Raw genomic sequence first — 18,235 nt, forward strand, 5'->3', positions numbered from 1 at the left:
TCATACTATGTTATGTCGATTTTCAGATTGAGTTCGCAAAAATGAGTGAATCCCCAGCCCGTTAGATGTTCAACCCGGTCGCGAGTATTAGCGAAGCAAGCAACCGATTATACGCTCTGTTAATACAGGTCTAACAAACGGCGTTTATAGTGAAGATCATAGAGTTAACGTTGAACGCAGGAGGCGCTGGAATGAGGAACATGGAGATTATTGCCCACCGTGGTGCATCTGCCGTATGCCCGGAGAATACGATGAGCGCTTTTGAACGGAGTCTGGAGCTTGGAGCAACAGGTATTGAAACCGATGTGCAGATGACGAATGATGGCAGACTGGTACTGATTCATGATGAGACGTTAAGCCGAACTGGCGGCGCAGAAGGCTGGGTTAAAGATACGACATACGATCAATTGCGCACGCGGGATGCCGGGTCATGGTTCCATGCCGATTTTACCGGGGAACGTATTCCTTCTCTGGAGGAGTTATTCAAGCTGGTACAGGGGAAAGGAACCCTGCTTAATCTGGAATTGAAAAATGGTATTGTGAGTTATAAGGGGATGGAAGAGAAGGTTATACAAGCGATCCGGGACTGGAATCTGGAGCAACAGGTCGTGCTGTCCAGTTTCAATCATGCTTCGCTCGTGAGATGTAAACGTCATGCCCCGGAGATTCGTACAGCACTTCTATATATGGAAAAGTTGTACCGTCCCTATGATTATGCCGCCAAACTCGAAGCTTCAGGCCTTCATCCCTACAAGCTGGCTGTCACACAAGAAGATGTTGCTGCTGCATTAGCACATGGCGTTGTTACCTATCCATTTACGGTGAATGATCCTGCCGAGATGCAGGCCATGATTGACATGGGTGTGCAAGGAATCATTACCGATGTTCCGGATGTCCTGGCATCCTTACTTACGGTACATGCCCGTTAATCAAGTCTGTATTTTACATGTTCTACATATGCAATGATAAGGCTGTGTTCGAGCTTTTTGGCTCCTGCGCAGCCTTTTTTCGTGTAAAATTGTGTGCAAATCTTCATATATGCAATAAACATGTCCTATTTGTCCATTGCCAGAGCCCGTGGATTCACTTACAATGGTCTATGGGAATGAGAATCAATATCATTAAAGTTCGGTATTTATAGAGAGGTGATTGTTATGTACATAGGTTTGAGCAGTTCCACTCATAACGAGGGTGGGCGCGTATGAGTTCACAAGCTTCACCAGAAAAACATAATCCGGATTCACCCACAGCGAAGATACACACTCGTCCGTGGGCAGCCACACTTATTCTTACAGGGGGAGTTTTGCTACTCGCTCTGGGTATGGCGTTGTCCATTTCATTTGGCGCTGCTGATATTAAGCTTAGTGTAGTCTGGAAGGCTATCTTTGATTTTAATCCTGAGCTGACTCCACATCAAATCATATGGGAGATTCGATTACCACGTATCCTTGGAGGAGCAATGGTAGGTGCATGTTTCGCTGTAGCTGGTGCGATCATGCAGGGCATGACTCGTAACCCACTGGCCGATTCAGGTCTGCTTGGGTTGAATGCGGGAGCTGGATTTGCGCTTGCAGTTTGTTTTGCCTTCTTCCCTGGCTTGCCATTTATGTATATCATCATGTATTCCTTCCTTGGAGCAGGGCTTGGTGTCCTGTTGGTGTATGGTTTTGGTGCAGCTTCCAAATCGGGTCTTACACCACTACGCCTTGTGCTTGCAGGTGCGGCTGTATCAGCGATGTTGTCGGCACTCAGTGAAGGGATTGCTTTATATTTCAGGATTGGACAAGATCTGGCTTTCTGGACGGCCGGTGGTGTAGCCGGAACGAAGTGGTCTCAACTTGAGGTCATGTTCCCATGGGTACTCGCTGCACTAATCGCAGGTCTTCTCATCTCCCGTTCCATTACTCTGCTTAGTCTCGGAGAAGATATTGCAGTGGGCTTGGGGCAACGTACTGGGCTGATCAAGCTCATAGGCCTGATTGTTGTACTGATTCTCGCGGGTACGGCTGTATCCGTGGTGGGTGCGGTCGGTTTTGTTGGACTCATTATTCCCCATCTCACGCGGAAGCTGGTTGGGGTCGATTATCGCTGGATTATTCCATGTTCCGCTGTGATGGGCAGTCTGTTGCTTGTATTTGCGGATCTGGCTGCACGTATGATTAACCCGCCGTACGAGACGCCAATTGGCGCGTTGGTTGCCCTCATCGGGGTACCATTCTTCCTGTATCTGGCGCGTAAAGAAAGGAGGACTCTGTAACGATGGAATCCTCAACAATAGTTGGAGCAGAGCGCAAGAAGAGAACCAAGAGTACGATTGTCCTCATTGTGCTTGCCCTATTAATTATTACGGCTTTTGTGGTGAGCATGAACACAGGTTTTACCAAGCTTTCGCCGCTTGAGGTGATGCGAACTCTGTTTGGTGGAGGCACGGCGAAACAGGAATTGATTCTCTTTGAATTCCGTCTGCCACGTATTGTGATTTCGGTTCTGGTCGGGGCCGGACTTGCGTTATCTGGTTGTATTTTGCAGGGAGTATCTCGGAATGCGTTGGCAGATCCGGGGATTCTCGGGATTAATGCAGGTGCTGGTCTGGTCGTCATGTTATTTGTTTCCTTTTTCCCGACAACGACAGCAGCGCCGGTATTTCTTTTGCCAATTCTGGCCCTGATCGGTTCCGGTTTTGCTGCATTTCTGATCTACGTTCTCTCTTACAAAAAAGGAGAGGGCATCCTGCCTACGCGTATGTTGCTTACAGGGATCGGGGTAGCGGCGGGAATCAGTTCTGCCATGATCGTGCTTACGTTAAGGCTTAGTCCGGAAAAGTATCAATTTGTAGCTACCTGGATGGCAGGCAGCATCTGGGGTTCGAACTGGAAATTTGTAACGGCATTGCTACCGTTTCTTATTATTCTTGTCCCGCTTGTCCTGTATAAGGCACGTGTGTTGAACGTACTGAATCTGGGGGACCAGACTGCAAGCGGACTCGGGACTCCGGTTGAGCGTGAGCGACTGATTTTGCTTGCGGCTGCTGTAGGGCTTGCCGGCTCATGTGTATCTGTGAGTGGGGGGATCGGTTTTGTAGGTCTGATCGGACCGCATTTGGCGCGTCGTCTGGTGGGTCCAAAACATCAATTCCTGTTACCCGCATCTGCACTGATCGGTTCATTGCTTGTATTGGTTGCAGATACGCTGGGTCGTGTCATCCTACAGCCTTCGGAGATTCCTGCGGGGATCCTGGTTGCCATTATTGGTGCGCCATACTTCCTGTACCTCTTAAGCAAGACGAAATAGAACGTAATCATCATTGTGTGGTTGCATAAGGAGGACATTAGTCCATGCTTCGCCGTTTCTTTGCCTATTACAGGCCTTACAAAAAGCTCTTTATTCTTGACTTTAGCTGTGCGATTCTGGTCGCGCTGCTTGAACTTGCTTTTCCACTGGCGGTCAACCGGGTAGTCGATGATCTGCTGCCAGGCGGTCGCTGGGACTGGATTCTATGGGCGTGTCTGGCATTGCTCGGCATCTACTTATTGAATTCATTTCTCAACTTCGTGGTTACCTATTGGGGACACAAGCTCGGTATTAACATCGAGACGGATATGCGTAAAAGTCTGTTCAATCATGTACAGAAGTTATCGTTCCGTTTCTTCGATAATACAAAAACAGGACACCTCGTGTCCCGCATGACTAATGACCTGATGGATATCGGTGAGATTGCCCATCATGGTCCAGAGGATGTATTTATCGCGGTCATGACGCTAATTGGTGCATTCAGCATCATGATGAGCATTAACGGGAATCTGGCGGTGTTAACCTTTATCATCGTACCGCTGATTATTTATCTGTCACTCTACTTTGGTAGCAAAATGTCCAAGGCATTCAGTCGAATGTTCGGAGATATTGCGGACTTCAACGCTCGTGTAGAGAACAATATTACAGGTATCCGTGTTGTTCAGGCTTTTGCTAATGAAGAGCATGAAAAAGCACAATTCGCTGTGAACAACGGTCGTTTCCGTCAAACCAAGCTAATCGCATACAAAATCATGGCCTGGAACTCCTCTGTCAGTTATATGCTGATGAAGCTGGTATCCCTCTTTGTTCTGGTATGCGGAACATGGTTCGTCATTAAAGGCAGTATGACCTACGGTCAGTTCATTGCATTTATCATGCTGTCCAATGTGTTCCTGACACCAATTCAGAAGATCAACTCGGTTATTGAGACGTATCCCAAAGGGATTGCAGGCTTCAAACGTTATACGGAGCTGCTCGATATGGAGCCGGATGTGGAAGATCGTCCAGGGGCCGTTGCGGTATCCCATTTGCGTGGAGATATTCGTTATGAGCAAGTGACCTTTGGCTATTCCGATCAGGAACCTGTTCTCAAAGGTATCGATCTGAACGTGCAAGCAGGTGAAACCGTCGCTCTTGTCGGTCCATCCGGGGCGGGTAAAACAACATTGTGCAGTCTGCTGCCGCGATTCTATGATGTGCTGGAAGGTCGCATCACGATCGATGGGCAGGAGATTCAGAATATGACGCTGGATTCCTTGCGTAGTCATATCGGAATTGTACAACAGGACGTATTCCTCTTCGATGGAACCATTCGGGAGAATATTGCCTACGGCAAGCTGGATGCATCCGAAGAAGAAATCTGGATGGCTGCCAGACGTGCACAGATGGAACCGTTGATTCAATCGATGCCGGAAGGACTGGATACGTTAATTGGTGAACGCGGCGTGAAGCTGTCCGGTGGACAGAAACAGCGTTTGTCCATTGCCCGTATGTTCCTGAAAAACCCGCCAATTCTAATTCTGGACGAAGCCACATCGGCTCTGGATACAGAGACGGAAGCAGCCATTCAGCAATCGCTGGCTGAGTTGTCCGAGGGCCGGACCACACTGGTCATCGCTCACCGATTGGCTACGATCAAAAATGCAGACCGCATTATTGTCGTTGCTGAACAAGGGATTACGGAGCAGGGACGTCATGAAGAATTACTCGCAGCAGGTGGGGTGTACAGCCGCCTTCACTATGCGCAGTTTGGCGCATAACGTATCAGATGTGGATGTGAAAATGTAAATATGAGAAGTAACGCCATCGTTCTTGACTTGGAAGGGGTCAGGACGGTGGCGTTATTTTCTATTTCATGATCAAGTGTGGTTCAGGGGTACTGTGCTCTGATCTGCCTGTGATCATGGATATGGAAACGGGTAATATAGTAAAGAGAACACTTAACGTCTAAGATATGTTCATCATCTTGCAAGATGTAGGAGGTACACGATATGCAGTTGAACGATATGCTGAAAATTTTTATAACCTGTCTATTATTTATTCTGATTTGGTGGCTACTGACTCAAGGGATTCGTAAACTTTCCAGTACTCGTGCGGGGTCCGGTTTCCGACGCTGGGGTGGATGGTCCATTGGGCTTTTCATTGTTGGCGCCGTGCCACTCGGTTTTTCGATGTATACGGAGATCTTTGATGAGCGCCTGGATGCCAACATCGGGTTGGGGCTTGCCATGTTTTTTGTATGGGCTTATTGTGCAGTCTTGTTATGCGCAACATTGGTGATCTGGGGAAGGTATGTGTATAAAAGGGATATGAGGAAGTGAATGCAACAATAATCTGACCGGGTACGTTAAATTTAGATAGAGGTGTTATTAAAGGGGGATTCACATGTGATCAATCTTCGTCGAGTCCTTATATTGCTCTCTATTCTGTTCGTATGCCTTACGGGATGTTCAGGACATATCGAGTGCAACTCTGTGCAGGCTCAAGCCAATGCACCAAGTGAAGATGGATTCAGTGGTTATGTGGTTGATCGCAAAGACGATTCCATTCTTGTGGTTGATCCTGCCTACCGCGATAACAGTTCCAATGGAGGAGCCGATCGATATTATCCTGCAAAATGGTTCTCCAATGCGCCTGATCCACAGATCGGCTCTTATGTTGAAGTCTGGACGGATGGAAGCCCGGAAAATCAGCCTTATCCCGGGCAAGCCAGAGCAGATAAGATAGCGGTATCTTGTCCAAATACGCCAGACGGTGCTCATATGACGGATGCGGATGCGATTCGTAGCGGACTGCATTCACTTGATACAGAGAACATGCATATTCCCGTCATAGAGGACACACGGTTTGATGCAGATACAGGGACTTGGACCATTCAGATGCGAGATGTGAAGACAGCGAATGAAGGGCAAGTAGTTCATGTTACCGTGAAGGACGAGAAGCAAGTTAAGATACAAGGCGAAGAATAAGGGGCTCATAGCTTTATGATGGTGGAGGAACGCGCGTTGCACATGAATATGATTCAAATTGAAAGAAATGATGTGGATTAGATTCATTGCAAGCTATCATGATTTTTGAACCGCCTGTAAGTTCCCTTACTGTCCATCATGTATTATGATTTTATAAAAATGGAAAGGAATCTTCTGCTCATGGAATTATCATGTGTAGAACGTTCATTCAAGTGAGGTGCGAATTGATATACAGGAGGTTGCACATGAATTTGATATTAGAAGCATTATATAATGGACGACTTCGACCGGATGAGATGATGATGCCGACACATCCTGAATACCAAGCGTTAGGGCGGCAGATTGCAGCTCTGACAGAGCAATGGAAGAATCGATTGAGCGAGAATGAATTTCTTGAGCTTGAACAGTTATTTGACTTGTGTGGCAGATGTGAGGGCATGCATGCGGAAGCGGCGTTTGCACAAGGTTTTCGTCTGGGTGTCAACATGCTAATTGAAGTCATGAGTCAGCGGGAGGAATAGGTATTGGAGTTTAACTAAGTTTAATTATGTGAGCAGAGATCAGGTTTACTTTTACAGTTACATTCTCAGGAATGACATGCATACAACATACTCATTTTGCATCATAAAATTGTATCATAAATTGATTATAACAAAGCCCTCAAATCCTCTCTGCATTCAGCAGCAGTGTTTGAGGGCTTCACCTAAACATAGAGTTAACAATATATATAGGGAAAGAAACTGTTAAACAACTTGTTCCTTAATCCGCAATATTCCCAGCCATTTTCAGACGGCGAGCAATTTCCTTAAAGTCTTCTTGAGATATACCTGGTGCGAACTCCTCCTCGACCGCAGGAGCTTCTGGAATCGGGAAACCTTCTGGTATACCCTGGATTACTTCCAGAGGTTGTCCATCTTCAGGGTGAGTTCCTTTCCAGATCTGGCCGATCGCATTGAAGTCTTTATCACTATAGGTGTACAGCTTGGTGTGTACGCCTTTTTCTTCATATTTGCGAGCCTCGTTGAAGGCTTTGTTGTTCAGTGAAGGGATAGGCACCAGTTTGGTCACATTTACGCCAGTTGCAATCTCAAGTGCTTTCGCATATGCAACGACATGCACACCACCACGTACCAGCAGGAAACCAACTACTTCCCGGGCTGCCGGGTGATCCGTCATCTCATATACTTTCATTTTATGGGTACGAGCGCCACATTCTAGGAAGAAGTTATGCAGCAGATCCTCGACCAGGTTGCCACTGTTGAAGACGTTTGCTCCCGTCCATGGATTACCCATAGAGTCGAAAGGCATTGCGCCTTGTGCACCTGCCAGATAGTGATATGACAGACGAGCATCTTTCACCGAACCTAGCGGCGTATCGTCGGGCTCTTTGTACTCAGTTGAACCTCTGAGGCACTTATTAATGCCATGAGACACGAGTTCAACATGACCCAATTCTTCAGCCGTTATGCTCATGACGAGGTCATAGAAGGGCTTTAGCTTTTCTTTGGATCGAAAATTAAACGATTGATAGAGGTAGTTGTTCAACGTTGACATTTCTCCGAATTTGCCGCCGAGTAATTCTTGTATGGCTGCCGCAGCATTCGGATCGGGCTTCTCGACATTGGGAATCTCAATCAGGATTTCATCCAAGCGTTTGAACATTCGGGTGTAACCTCCTCGAATTGGTATTACAGATCGTGTAGGGTTTCAGATCGTGAAGTCACTCTGTCATGGCCTATTACACGTATGTTGGGTTTTTTAAACAAAAAAACAACCAAATGGGACTTAAGCATCGCATAACGCATGCCCCATATTTTCTGCCACTTGTTATTTCCTACTATGGTAAAATTTTTGTATAATAAAACATTCAAACAAGTCTTCACGTACAAGAGAAGAGAGCCATGAATTCATAAAGGAGTAAGAGATGAACAAGCGTTGGATACAAATAGTTGGGATTGTAATGTTTCTAATGATTCTGATGTACATAAGCAGCGAGCCTGTCACAGCATATTGCGTTACAAACGAGGTTCAGGTGGATGAAGCAACGAGGCAGTTACTTGAAAAGAAATACGAGTTGGAACGTCCTCAGGAAACACAGACGCAGCAACACGTTTTCTCGGGTGACTGGGGAATGAGCTTCCGGACGGAGCCTCCTGATTCGTTTGACCGGCTTGTTCATGTGGTTCCTTTTTCCCTACGGCCACTGGCCTGGATCTTTCGTTTATTCGTGTAAAATGAAACCCTGACGGGCAATATAACAGAAACATATTGTCCCAAGGAGTGAGTGAAATGAGAATGCTCATCGTTACCGTTATGTCGGTAGTCCTGAGTTTAGCCGGAATTACATCAGGAACAGGTGGCGCTATCCCTGATTATGCGAAGTGGGGAATTATTGCGGTCAAAGAAACACAGACCAAGTATAATGTGGATATTTTGGACTATAAGCATATCGGTCGTACCTCTCTAACAGCGGATCAATCACGGGAACAGTTCAAGCTGTGGGTTCGTGCTAAAGACGGCAAGCAATTCGCAGTCTATGTGAATGTTGATTTTAATCCATCTACACAGCAGTTAAAGAAAGTACAATTTTCGGAATCGGATCGACACTGATCCGTTACTGAACTTGGTCATTACAAGCCATGTTTTCATATTAGCTATACTATGGGTTGAACCAGACTGCCTTGATCATTAAGGTGAAAGTCTGGTTTTTTATTTTCAAAAACCCTTTTTTTACTATTGAATAAAGAACTTATGTTCGCATATAATATGAAATACAAACAAACGTTCTTATCGGAGGGATGATTATGCTAGGGAAATATATTGGCCAGATGGTGGAGCTTGTCTACATGGATCGTGCAGGGCAGATTACACAGCGACAGATTCGAATTAACAGTGTACGTGGAGGGATGATTAGAGCATCAGCGGGAAAAGAAGGCTCACCCCGAACATTTCTGGAGCAAGGTATTCTGGCATGGCGTCCTGTTACCGATCTGAATGGGGAGGTAAAGTATGCTGAACGACTTTGAACGCAAGATTTTGCGTATTATGGTGAACTATGCAGGACAACGGCGCAGGCTGCCGCGTATGGATGAACTGGAGAACAAGACGGGACGAAGCAGAGCTTACATTCATGAGTCATTGCTGGAGCTTGAACGCACCGGGCACATTGCCTGGGAGAACCGATCTACTCTCGAAGGGATACAGATTTTGCAGGCATGGGAACAGGTACAACAGCCGATTCGCAAAAACCAGCCTTCCGGGGACTCCGCAAAATATTTTACGGACTACTGATCATAATAAGAAAACGCCAACCCGGATATCCGGATCGGCGCTTACTGTGTCACACATACAACGTGTGCATCTATTTTAGAAATGGGGAAGTTGGTCCAGGTTGTTGGTTGGGTCACCGTCGGCATCTCCGCGAATGTACATTTCGCCATCCTTGCCTTTAAATACATTCACACCGGCAATAGCGCCAGCTTTTACTTCTGCAAGTGCCTGCTGATAATCCAGTACGCGTCCTGCTGAAGTCTGAAATGCTGTCAGGTCACCGTCGCCATTTTTCTGTACGGCTGTGAAACTCTCGCGTGTTGTTTGATCCATGATGTCACACTCTCCTTATATGACGAGATAGGAATCTGCTTACCTGATTAGCCTATCCGAATTCTTCGGAAGTATGCACCATATGCTAATAAGACCTGCCAACGCCGAGGTTTTACAGGCTCTTTCTCATACGAACATGCAGAATATCTGCATCATAAAAAGGTTCTTCCGAAATCACTTCATAACCCAGTTTTTCATAGAATTTCTGTGCCTGACATTGAGCATCCAGTACAGAATAGGATAAGCCGAGTTCACGTGCTCGCTCCTCCATCGCGAGCAGAAGCACACGTCCATAACCAAATGAACGATGAGACTCAAGCACCGCGATCCGCTGCATTTTCGCCGTATCCTTGCTGTAATAGATCAAACGTCCTGTAGCTACAGCTTGGCCATCCGTACTTAACAATACATGATGCACATCCGGACTAATGACATCGTATTGATCAATCTCAATCTCGGCAGGAACCTGTTGCTCGATCACAAAAACGTGATTGCGAATACCCAGGGCTTGTTCCAGTTGTTCTTGCGTCGTTACATAACTAATCTCAGCTGCCAATTCCATTCCTTCTTTCTGCTCTTGCGCGACATATCAGACTGAATTATACAAAAAAATGTTTTTCCTGTATAGTGAAGTCTGGGACATATTGGGAGAGGAGGGGGTAGTGATGGGCATGACAGGCATCATGGTCATTACCTTGTTAATGTCGGCTGCAATGATTGCTCTGTTGTATTACGTGACCAAGAAAGCATACTCACGCAAGTGGGATGAAGATGAGTAATTCATCTGTTAACCTTCACGGCAAGACTTCACTGCTTCCTCGCGGAGAATATACATCTTGAATTACAGATTTGGAGTATACGTCCAGCCAAACGGGCAGAGCTTCACCATTTTCATTGGGCTGTTGTAATTGTTGGAATTGAACTGTATGTTCATCCCTCTCTAAGCTGCAACCAGTAACGGTTGTACTGAGAAGCACAAGCCCAGCAAAGAGAAAGAAGCATTTGGTAAATGTATATTCATTGGATTTTGACCGTTTTGTTAAGTTTCTCATAGGGAATTCACCTCGTTGTAGAAATGGTAATCTTTCCTTTATTGTGCACCATTTCGGGTGAATTATAACCAAATAAATCATTGACAATGAACACGGTTACTTGATATGATACTGTTACTTGATTGGGAAACATTTATATATCATGATCTGTTAGCTCAGCTGGGAGAGCACTATCTTGACAGGGTAGGGGTCAGTGGTTCGAGCCCACTACAGATCATACATGAGAAGCCTTACATTGTAAGGCTTCTTTTCTTTTTTTTTACATACAAACATGAATGCGATTTGCGATAGTTTCAGTTTCTCTTCCTCTTTTTAAACAAAACTTAAATAAAACATAAATTCAGCGTAAGGTTCGTCTTCTATACTTGGTTCTGAGGTCAATATAGAACAGGAGAAGGAGAGAACTTATGAATTATTCAAGTCCATTTACATCAAAGTTAGCCAGAGTAGGGATCGCGGGTACACTGGCTTTAATACTGGCAGCAAGCCCACTTGCCAACATGGGGGTTGTTGCCGCGGAAGCAGGCCCAGCACCTGTATCTACGAAGATATATAACACACAGAAAGACTCCCTGGAGCAGTCCCCGATTCAATACCAGATCGAAGCTCGACTGAATGATAAAGACATGACGATCCAGGGGAGCGAGAAGGTAAGGTATCGTAACACAAGCAAGGATGCACTTCAGCAGCTGGTCCTTCATACATATGCTGACGCGAACCTCTCCAAGTCTACACAGGCGAGCATGTTCCAACAGGACAATGAACAGATTAGTGAAGATCATCCGGAGAAGACAGCGGAGGACTTTCTGGGTGGCATTGATATTCAGGCTGTAACAGCAGATAGCCAATCGCTGGATTTCCATAAGGAAAACCAAGCGTTGACCGTGCAGTTGAAAGAGTCGGTTCAACCAGGCGAATCGGTAACACTTCAATTGGAATTCCACCTGAAGATACCTTATGGCTCACAGCGCGTTTCCTATTACAAGGATATAATCAATGGTGCACACTGGTTCCCGGTAATGTCTGTATACGATGAAGTCAAGCATCAGTGGAACAAGGCACCGTATAGTCGAACATTCGAGAGCGATTATTACACCTCGTCGGACTTTGAAGTTCAATTAAACGTGCCTGAAGAGTATCAGGTAGCCATGCCTGGCTCTATCACCACTCAAAACAGTACAGAACATGGACGTAAAATTGTTTCCGCCGTAGCTGAGAATACGAGAGAGTTTGTTTTCTTTGCCAGTCCTAATCTTCAAGTGGAGCGCGCTACCCGTAACGGTCTGACGGTGGAATACTATTATTACAACGATGATCCATCCAAGAGAGAGATCGTTGACCGGTACATTAACCAGGCATTCAAAGTCATTGATTTTTATAATGAAAAATATGGCAAGTATCCCTATCCAGAGTTCCGAATTGTCGAGACGTATGTACAAGGTGTTGCCGTAGAGTATGCGAGGCTTATACAGATGGGACAGATTCAAAATGGTGCTATTCCAGAAGAAGACACAACCTTTGTTCATGAAATAGCGCATCAGTGGTTCCATGCATTGATCGGTAATAACTCGGAGACCGAATCCTTCCTGGATGAAGGCTTTGCCGATTTCTCCATGGTGTATTTTGCAGAGAAACAGGGAGATAAGTTAAATGGGTTCAGATCCGTACAGTTTGATACGGCGCCCGCAGAGATGGCGATTGCGTCAACAAACGATGAAGCTGGGGATTTAGCAGGTTTGGTATATTATCAAAAGGGAAGACAAGCGATCTATCAGCTTTACCGTACCGTCGGCGAAGAGAAATTTGACGAGTTGATGAGAACATATTTCAAACGCTACGTGTACCAGAATGCAACTTTAGAGGGGCTGCTTCACACCATTGAAGATGTGCTTGGTAAGGAAGTACGTTCAGAAATGCAGATGGCCCTATATCAGCCTAACTTTGTCTTAAAGCCGGAATACCAATTATCACAGGAAGAGACCGCCGCCTATGTACATGACATGTTACAACAACAGTATCAGGCTGTCATGGGCATGATCCCTAATCTGCCTTTTGAAGTGATGAATCGATTGATGGACAAAGTCCTTCAAGGCGAGGAATTAACCATTGTGCTCAGCGATCAGGTCAGTAAGCTTGCAACTAAACAGCAGGAAGATATGGTTAATCAGTTGACCGGATTCCTTGATATGACCGGTATGAGATACGACATTATACGGGATCGCAAGAAACTGAAGCAAAAGATGAAAAAAGAGATTGGCAACAGTAACCTTATTGTCATTGGCAATGCCAAGTCAAACGGATTGGTGCAGGCTTTAAAATTTAACATTATTGATCGAACGAAACAGACGGGTTTTCCTTGGAAAAATACCATGAACCAACCTCTCGCCGCGGGTGCATACGTTATCAAACATCCCTATAACCAGAATCGATTGATGCTTCATTATTTCTGGAATGAGGATCATCTGAGTGATGCGGCATTTGAAGCTTTTAAGCTGAAAACACAGGAGTCTATCGGATTCACTAACGACTTTTACCAGTACTATGTATTGGATAACCAAGGCAAGGAGAAATCCAATAAAAAAGCTGCGAATCCCATATCTTCACTTTTTGCGGAGTAATAAGTAATTGGTTTTGCAGTTTCTTCGTTCAAACAGGTTAGCCAATTCGTATTGGTTAGCCTGTTTTCTGTTTAGTCATGTTTAACATAAGCAAACGGTTAGTTATATGAAAACCAGACTGAGAATAATAGGCTGTAATATGGGCATAATGCTTTAACACAAAGGCAACTTCATGAATATACTTATCGGGAGAAAACAATAGGAGGGATTAATATGAAGGATCAACATTATCCGGGCGTACCAATGAAAGGGACAATGGCTGATTACAACGGTAAAGGAAATAAAGGAATGAACAAAATGAAAGCGTATTCATATGATGCTAGAATTCGTCCTATCATTCGTATTACTCAGGTGCCGGCTGCGAATGTGGGTAATGTTGTTGATTATTCAATCCTATTAGAGGACACTTCGGATGTTTTAGATTTGCGACCGGTAAATGGTAATCCCCTGCTCACGAAGGAGTTGAGTTCCTATGTCTACGACTGAGAATATTGCTCAGGCAGCACTCGACGCAGCGATGAAGGCCAACAGGGCCATTGCGCCTTATGATTATTGCGATGCAGAATCCAGACGGATGTACACGCCTCAATTTGATAAAAAAATGGACAATCCTATGTATACCGCTGCAATGGCGGGTCTTCAATCAATCTATTGGTTTCGGGCGATCAAGGTAAAGGGGCTTATCCCTGATGCAAAAGCAGATTATTATGCTACGTATTCTACCAACCATAATCGTATCGGTGGAATTGGACTTGCGTATTCCAACAGCCCGACAGGACCATGGACCAAACACGGACAGGTGTATCTAGATACTGTGGTTGGTAATTCGACGGAAACTCCATTTGTGATCTGGAACGATGAAGAACAATTGTTCTTTATGTATTATCAACAAAACGGACTGGGGATCAATCAATCAACGGCACTTGCGACCTCTGTAGACATGATTAACTGGACAAGAGTGGGTTTGATTTTGGACAAACCTCCCGGGTTCCCTGGTGATGGTCATACCGGTTACTTCTCGTGTTTCAGAAATGGCGGCAAATGGATCGGTTTCTCGGTGATGGGCGGTGGTGACTTTGGTCGTAAATGTATCTGGCATTCACATGACGGACGTAGCTGGTTAGCTGATCCAAGACCATTAATGGGTGGTAATGATGCCACTTTAACAGCGGGAGAAAACATTTCGAGATCCAATGCTGGTGTATTTATGTACAAAGGGAGCATGTGGTGGCTGGGCATGTTATCGGCTTATGCTTCCGGTGGGGTTACGACTGTAGCTCGACCTGCCATTGCCAAGATCAGCGCAGACTTCCGTCAACTGCTGGACAAACCTACAGATATATATTTTCCGGCATTGACTTGGGAAACGACGAATATGCAGTCCCTGATGGTGTCCGTTATGGACGGTGTAGTTTACGTGTATTACAATACCGATCATAATATCGGTGTAGCCTATTCGGTGGGGGTGTAGAGATGGTTATACGTGATGCAGCGGGTCAGATCGTGCCCTTTGGAAAGGTTCACAAACAGCTTGTGGCCGATTTTCTTTACGGAACGTTACCGGATTGGGTGGAGGTGGTGGGCAACCCTACGTTTGAGCCTTTGCCCGACAGAGGGACCATAACCGTTACAACACCGACAACGGCAGGAGCCACGGCAGAGTTGAAAATGAAACATCTGATTGACAGCTCGAAAGTAACAGCAATTGCAATCACTTTGGAAGCGCTACAATTAAACGGGAACATTGGAATTTCAGTTCAGGTTGGCATTAAATCGAAGGATAGCAAGGCCGGAATCACTTTTTTTCAAAACGTAAATCAGAAGTATGGTATGGTCCGAGCCTATAAAGCAGATGGAACGTACACGGATTTTAAGCAAAACATGGTTTTCTTCACCACCCAGGGTGTGGCGGGAGATGAGGCGCAGAATCGAAAGAACCTGACAGTGCTGCTCTGCACCGGGTTACAGTTCTCTGCGGGGTTCGAAAGACCTTCCGTGTGGCTTGGTGCGGATGATCAGTATGGCGGTGTTGCAGCTGACCTGAGTGGTGGGTTGTTCCAACATGGAGAACTGCAATGTCTTTTGAAACTGACTACAAGTAAGGCCGAGGCCAAGTATTTCAAATGTGCACAGATGAAAGTGGATATTTGGAGCAACTGAACTAAAATGGAGTAGATAGAGGAGGTATCTGATGAGAGAATCGATACATTATTCAATAGAACCACCTGAGAGCTTCGACCAATTATTAACGCTATATGAATCTTTGGGATGGAATGCGCTGAATTTATCTCAACATGAATTGGAACGTATGTGCAAACAAAGTTGGTATGCAATGTATGCTTATGATCAGCAGCGCTTAGTGGGCATGGGGCGTATAATATCAGATGGAGTGATAACAGGTATAATATGCGGGGTAGGCGTTCTGCCTGACTATCAATCTCAAGGAATAGGTACAGAATTAATGAAACGAATCGTTGAGCATTGCGAGAAAAATAAGGTGATTCCACAACTGATGTGCACGGAAGGTTTGGAAACCTACTACGCAAAACTGGGATTTGAGAAGTTTACGATTGGAATGACGAAGAGGATAAATCGATAATCTGCATGGAGCGGTACCCGTACACTTGAACACTTTGAAAAAGAAGTGTTCAAGTGTACGGGTACCCTTTTTATTTAGAGAAGGTTGATGATTGTACCGCCTGCTGCACCAGCAACGACAACGATCCACGGTGGTACTTTCCAAAAAACGAGCATTAGAAACAACATGCATACCAGTGCAAAATCAACAGGAGTCAGGATCGCAGTTGTCCAAAGCGGATCGTACAACGATGCCAACAAAATACCTACAACGGCTGCATTAATTCCGATTAATGCTCCTTGAATTTTTGAACTTTTACATAAAGAATTCCAAAAGGGCAATGCTCCTACGATTAGAAGGAACGCTGGCAAAAAGATAGCGATCGTTGCAACCAAAGCACCCGGAACCCCACGCATCATCGCTCCTAAATAACCGGCAAAGGTGAACAGTGGTCCTGGTACAGCTTGTGCTGCTCCATATCCCGCCAAAAAGTCGGACTTGTTGATCATCCCTGCAGGGACGAATTCACGTTCCAGTAACGGAAGCACAACATGCCCTCCGCCAAATACGAGTGATCCTGAACGGTAGAAGCTATCAAAGAATAACAGCCACCCCGAACGATCGAATGGTGTGAGTAAGGGGAGAAGAATCAGAATTCCAAAGAACGTAGCCAAACAGACGATTGCCAAATTACGATTCACAGGGACAGACAAGTCTACTGTTTTAAACTCGGTCATTTTACTAAAATGAACCATCCCTATCACGCCTGCAATAACAATAAAAAGGATTGGAGTGAACGCAGTCTGCCACACAAGAGTCGCCGCTGCAGTAAAGATAGCGATGGTTGCCCTATAGCGGTCAGGAGTTAGTTTTTGCCCCATGCCCCATATCGCCTGAGCGACAATAGCTACAGCAACAATCTTAAGGCCGTGAATCCAGCCAGTACTGCTGATATCAAATCCTTGCAGAAGGAAAGCGAACAAAACTAACGCAATGACAGAAGGAAGTGTGAAACCAAGCCAAGCCATCAGTCCCCCCAGCAATCCGCCGCGGATGATGCCAATTCCAATCCCGACTTGACTGCTGGCAGGCCCGGGCAAAAATTGACATAGTGCAACTAAATCTGCATAGCTTCGTTCATCCATCCATTTTCTACGGCGAACATATTCTTCATGAAAGTAACCGAGATGAGCGATCGGTCCTCCAAATGAAGTAAGCCCAAGTTTGGTTGATACAGCCAACACCTCAGAAAGTGCTCTGACTTTATGTTTGGGCTTGTCCGGGGTTAGAAATGAATTATTCTCCAAACGTGTTATTCCTCCTTAACGGTTCGACTTAGGTTATCCGATGGATGAAAGTTAAGGAAGGATACATTTCCTCTACCGATAACTACATTATAATCATCCTCATCGCTATTCATTTAAACGCAGCATTAAATTATATTATTTTTTTATATTAACTATTTACATACACAATTAAATTGTGTACAATGTAATTGTTAGCGATACAAGAGGAGTCAAAATTTTAATCAACATAAATCCAATCAACTAAAGGAGTTTTCACAAATGAAAACATTATATGAAACAACAGTCATTAATACAGGTGGACGTCAAGGCATCGTACAATCCCCAGATAACGTGTTTATGTTGGATGTTGCGGCACCGCCTGAACTGGGAGGACAAGTGACGACAGCTACCAATCCGGAGCAGTTGTTTGCAGCAGGGTATAGTGCTTGTTTTAACTCCGCACTGGAGTTTCAATTGAAGAAACACAAAGTTGAAATTGAAAGAAGTACTGTAGCTGCAACCGTAATGTTGGTGACAGACCCTGAGGACAACGGCGTTAAGCTTCAAGTCGATTTGGAAGTTAAAATTCTTGGTCTGGATGAGGAGACAGCACAGAAGTTTGTGAAACTTGCCCATGACTATTGCCCATATTCCAAAGGAATCAAAGGGAACGTGAATGTTAACGTGGAACTCGCGTAAGATGTAATTACTGAAATGATTTGTTCTTGATAAAAGAACCTCCGAGAAATCGGAGGTTTTTTTATTATTTTTGCTCCGTTGTAAGATGTGCCTTGCCCGGAAAAAACAATAATAATGATTGCAATATACCTATAGGGGG

At 45.1% G+C, this 18,235-nt stretch carries 22 protein-coding genes and 1 tRNA gene; 18 read left to right on the forward strand and 5 right to left on the reverse strand.

Annotation, left to right across the window (positions count from 1 at the left end):
* Window positions 1–191: 191 nt before the first annotated feature.
* The 7 genes from FE296_RS11430 (at window position 192) to FE296_RS11460 (ending at window position 6,781) form a co-directional block, all read left to right on the forward strand.
* A complete protein-coding gene (locus tag FE296_RS11430; protein ID WP_150364988.1) occupies window positions 192–929 on the forward strand; it encodes a glycerophosphodiester phosphodiesterase in 738 nt (245 codons plus the stop codon).
* A gap of 272 nt (window positions 930–1,201) precedes the next feature.
* On the forward strand, window positions 1,202–2,257 hold the full coding sequence (locus FE296_RS11435) for a FecCD family ABC transporter permease (protein WP_036614761.1): 1,056 nt from the start codon (window positions 1,202–1,204) through the stop codon (window positions 2,255–2,257).
* Between the two features lie 2 nt (window positions 2,258–2,259).
* On the forward strand, window positions 2,260–3,291 hold the full coding sequence (locus FE296_RS11440; RefSeq protein ID WP_091028555.1) for a FecCD family ABC transporter permease: 1,032 nt from the start codon (window positions 2,260–2,262) through the stop codon (window positions 3,289–3,291).
* Between the two features lie 44 nt (window positions 3,292–3,335).
* Window positions 3,336–5,051, forward strand: coding sequence for an ABC transporter ATP-binding protein (locus FE296_RS11445; RefSeq protein WP_150364989.1), 1,716 nt, complete (start codon window positions 3,336–3,338; stop codon window positions 5,049–5,051).
* 231 nt (window positions 5,052–5,282) lie between these two features.
* Entirely contained in the window at window positions 5,283–5,612 is a 330-nt protein-coding gene (locus FE296_RS11450) for a hypothetical protein (protein WP_150364990.1), read from the forward strand.
* A 66-nt stretch (window positions 5,613–5,678) separates the two neighbouring features.
* A complete protein-coding gene (locus FE296_RS11455) occupies window positions 5,679–6,260 on the forward strand; it encodes a DUF3221 domain-containing protein (protein ID WP_150364991.1) in 582 nt (193 codons plus the stop codon).
* Window positions 6,261–6,505: 245 nt separating this feature from the next.
* On the forward strand, window positions 6,506–6,781 hold the full coding sequence (locus FE296_RS11460) for a DUF6809 family protein (RefSeq protein ID WP_150364992.1): 276 nt from the start codon (window positions 6,506–6,508) through the stop codon (window positions 6,779–6,781).
* A 238-nt stretch (window positions 6,782–7,019) separates the two neighbouring features.
* Here FE296_RS11460 and FE296_RS11465 read toward each other — a convergent pair whose 3' ends face one another.
* A complete protein-coding gene (locus FE296_RS11465) occupies window positions 7,020–7,922 on the reverse strand; it encodes a manganese catalase family protein (RefSeq protein ID WP_091014199.1) in 903 nt (300 codons plus the stop codon).
* A gap of 262 nt (window positions 7,923–8,184) precedes the next feature.
* On the opposite strand from FE296_RS11465, the gene FE296_RS11470 reads away from it, so the two are divergent.
* The 4 genes from FE296_RS11470 (at window position 8,185) to FE296_RS11485 (ending at window position 9,551) form a co-directional block, all read left to right on the forward strand.
* Window positions 8,185–8,493, forward strand: a complete 309-nt coding sequence (locus FE296_RS11470) for a hypothetical protein (RefSeq protein ID WP_124116057.1) — start codon at window positions 8,185–8,187, stop codon at window positions 8,491–8,493.
* A gap of 56 nt (window positions 8,494–8,549) precedes the next feature.
* Window positions 8,550–8,870 carry a DUF3889 domain-containing protein gene (locus FE296_RS11475; RefSeq protein ID WP_124116058.1) on the forward strand — a complete coding sequence of 107 codons (321 nt, stop codon included), beginning with the start codon at window positions 8,550–8,552 and terminating at the stop codon, window positions 8,868–8,870.
* Between the two features lie 194 nt (window positions 8,871–9,064).
* Window positions 9,065–9,286 carry a hypothetical protein gene (locus FE296_RS11480; RefSeq protein ID WP_017687387.1) on the forward strand — a complete coding sequence of 74 codons (222 nt, stop codon included), beginning with the start codon at window positions 9,065–9,067 and terminating at the stop codon, window positions 9,284–9,286.
* The gene (locus tag FE296_RS11485) at window positions 9,270–9,551 is read left to right on the forward strand and encodes a hypothetical protein (protein WP_190945139.1); all 282 of its coding nucleotides are present in this window, start codon (window positions 9,270–9,272) and stop codon (window positions 9,549–9,551) included. The genes FE296_RS11480 and FE296_RS11485 overlap by 17 nt, the downstream gene beginning before the upstream one ends.
* A gap of 75 nt (window positions 9,552–9,626) precedes the next feature.
* On the opposite strand, the gene FE296_RS11490 is transcribed toward FE296_RS11485, so the two are convergent.
* From FE296_RS11490 to FE296_RS32705, 3 genes are all read right to left on the reverse strand, one after another.
* Window positions 9,627–9,863 carry a DUF3892 domain-containing protein gene (locus tag FE296_RS11490; protein ID WP_017687389.1) on the reverse strand — a complete coding sequence of 79 codons (237 nt, stop codon included), beginning with the start codon at window positions 9,861–9,863 and terminating at the stop codon, window positions 9,627–9,629.
* Between the two features lie 112 nt (window positions 9,864–9,975).
* Window positions 9,976–10,419, reverse strand: coding sequence for a GNAT family N-acetyltransferase (locus tag FE296_RS11495; RefSeq protein ID WP_124116436.1), 444 nt, complete (start codon window positions 10,417–10,419; stop codon window positions 9,976–9,978).
* A 238-nt stretch (window positions 10,420–10,657) separates the two neighbouring features.
* The gene (locus FE296_RS32705; protein WP_124116059.1) at window positions 10,658–10,915 is read right to left on the reverse strand and encodes a hypothetical protein; all 258 of its coding nucleotides are present in this window, start codon (window positions 10,913–10,915) and stop codon (window positions 10,658–10,660) included.
* Between the two features lie 144 nt (window positions 10,916–11,059).
* On the opposite strand from FE296_RS32705, the gene FE296_RS11500 reads away from it, so the two are divergent.
* The 6 genes from FE296_RS11500 to FE296_RS11525 all read left to right on the forward strand — a co-directional run bounded on the left by FE296_RS11500 (window position 11,060) and on the right by FE296_RS11525 (window position 16,132).
* Window positions 11,060–11,132: transfer RNA gene (locus FE296_RS11500), tRNA-Val, on the forward strand.
* A 190-nt stretch (window positions 11,133–11,322) separates the two neighbouring features.
* Window positions 11,323–13,533, forward strand: a complete 2,211-nt coding sequence (locus FE296_RS11505; protein WP_150364993.1) for a M1 family metallopeptidase — start codon at window positions 11,323–11,325, stop codon at window positions 13,531–13,533.
* Between the two features lie 213 nt (window positions 13,534–13,746).
* On the forward strand, window positions 13,747–14,019 hold the full coding sequence (locus FE296_RS11510; protein ID WP_124116061.1) for a hypothetical protein: 273 nt from the start codon (window positions 13,747–13,749) through the stop codon (window positions 14,017–14,019).
* The gene (locus FE296_RS11515) at window positions 14,006–15,004 is read left to right on the forward strand and encodes a glycoside hydrolase family protein (protein WP_124116062.1); all 999 of its coding nucleotides are present in this window, start codon (window positions 14,006–14,008) and stop codon (window positions 15,002–15,004) included. Before FE296_RS11510 ends, FE296_RS11515 begins: the two co-directional genes overlap by 14 nt.
* A gap of 2 nt (window positions 15,005–15,006) precedes the next feature.
* The gene (locus FE296_RS11520) at window positions 15,007–15,693 is read left to right on the forward strand and encodes a hypothetical protein (RefSeq protein ID WP_124116063.1); all 687 of its coding nucleotides are present in this window, start codon (window positions 15,007–15,009) and stop codon (window positions 15,691–15,693) included.
* Between the two features lie 31 nt (window positions 15,694–15,724).
* Complete coding sequence (locus tag FE296_RS11525; protein WP_124116064.1) at window positions 15,725–16,132, forward strand: GNAT family N-acetyltransferase; 408 nt, start codon at window positions 15,725–15,727, stop codon at window positions 16,130–16,132.
* Between the two features lie 74 nt (window positions 16,133–16,206).
* On the opposite strand, the gene FE296_RS11530 is transcribed toward FE296_RS11525, so the two are convergent.
* The gene (locus FE296_RS11530; protein WP_124116065.1) at window positions 16,207–17,418 is read right to left on the reverse strand and encodes a chromate transporter; all 1,212 of its coding nucleotides are present in this window, start codon (window positions 17,416–17,418) and stop codon (window positions 16,207–16,209) included.
* A 258-nt stretch (window positions 17,419–17,676) separates the two neighbouring features.
* Here FE296_RS11530 and FE296_RS11535 point away from each other — a divergent pair, with 258 nt between their 5' ends.
* The gene (locus tag FE296_RS11535) at window positions 17,677–18,096 is read left to right on the forward strand and encodes an organic hydroperoxide resistance protein (RefSeq protein WP_124116066.1); all 420 of its coding nucleotides are present in this window, start codon (window positions 17,677–17,679) and stop codon (window positions 18,094–18,096) included.
* Window positions 18,097–18,235: the final 139 nt, after the last annotated feature.

Origin of the sequence: Paenibacillus sp. UASWS1643 (genome assembly GCF_008693195.1) — a bacterium.
GTDB lineage: Bacteria > Bacillota > Bacilli > Paenibacillales > Paenibacillaceae > Paenibacillus > Paenibacillus amylolyticus_B.

What these genes read in the sequence shown, in the direction of transcription:
- FE296_RS11510 (WP_124116061.1), top strand. Translation starts at nt 13,747, where the DNA reads ATGAAGGATCAACATTATCCGGGCGTACCAATGAAAGGGACAATGGCT.
- FE296_RS11450 (WP_150364990.1), top strand. Translation starts at nt 5,283, where the DNA reads ATGCAGTTGAACGATATGCTGAAAATTTTTATAACCTGTCTATTATTT.
- FE296_RS11470 (WP_124116057.1), top strand. Translation starts at nt 8,185, where the DNA reads ATGAACAAGCGTTGGATACAAATAGTTGGGATTGTAATGTTTCTAATG.
- FE296_RS11480 (WP_017687387.1), top strand. Translation starts at nt 9,065, where the DNA reads ATGCTAGGGAAATATATTGGCCAGATGGTGGAGCTTGTCTACATGGAT.
- FE296_RS11505 (WP_150364993.1), top strand. Translation starts at nt 11,323, where the DNA reads ATGAATTATTCAAGTCCATTTACATCAAAGTTAGCCAGAGTAGGGATC.
- FE296_RS11465 (WP_091014199.1), bottom strand. Translation starts at nt 7,922, where the DNA reads ATGTTCAAACGCTTGGATGAAATCCTGATTGAGATTCCCAATGTCGAG.
- FE296_RS11535 (WP_124116066.1), top strand. Translation starts at nt 17,677, where the DNA reads ATGAAAACATTATATGAAACAACAGTCATTAATACAGGTGGACGTCAA.
- FE296_RS11520 (WP_124116063.1), top strand. Translation starts at nt 15,007, where the DNA reads ATGGTTATACGTGATGCAGCGGGTCAGATCGTGCCCTTTGGAAAGGTT.
- FE296_RS32705 (WP_124116059.1), bottom strand. Translation starts at nt 10,915, where the DNA reads ATGAGAAACTTAACAAAACGGTCAAAATCCAATGAATATACATTTACC.
- FE296_RS11475 (WP_124116058.1), top strand. Translation starts at nt 8,550, where the DNA reads ATGAGAATGCTCATCGTTACCGTTATGTCGGTAGTCCTGAGTTTAGCC.
- FE296_RS11525 (WP_124116064.1), top strand. Translation starts at nt 15,725, where the DNA reads ATGAGAGAATCGATACATTATTCAATAGAACCACCTGAGAGCTTCGAC.
- FE296_RS11440 (WP_091028555.1), top strand. Translation starts at nt 2,260, where the DNA reads ATGGAATCCTCAACAATAGTTGGAGCAGAGCGCAAGAAGAGAACCAAG.
- FE296_RS11445 (WP_150364989.1), top strand. Translation starts at nt 3,336, where the DNA reads ATGCTTCGCCGTTTCTTTGCCTATTACAGGCCTTACAAAAAGCTCTTT.
- FE296_RS11435 (WP_036614761.1), top strand. Translation starts at nt 1,202, where the DNA reads ATGAGTTCACAAGCTTCACCAGAAAAACATAATCCGGATTCACCCACA.
- FE296_RS11430 (WP_150364988.1), top strand. Translation starts at nt 192, where the DNA reads ATGAGGAACATGGAGATTATTGCCCACCGTGGTGCATCTGCCGTATGC.
- FE296_RS11485 (WP_190945139.1), top strand. Translation starts at nt 9,270, where the DNA reads ATGCTGAACGACTTTGAACGCAAGATTTTGCGTATTATGGTGAACTAT.
- FE296_RS11490 (WP_017687389.1), bottom strand. Translation starts at nt 9,863, where the DNA reads ATGGATCAAACAACACGCGAGAGTTTCACAGCCGTACAGAAAAATGGC.
- FE296_RS11460 (WP_150364992.1), top strand. Translation starts at nt 6,506, where the DNA reads ATGAATTTGATATTAGAAGCATTATATAATGGACGACTTCGACCGGAT.
- FE296_RS11515 (WP_124116062.1), top strand. Translation starts at nt 14,006, where the DNA reads ATGTCTACGACTGAGAATATTGCTCAGGCAGCACTCGACGCAGCGATG.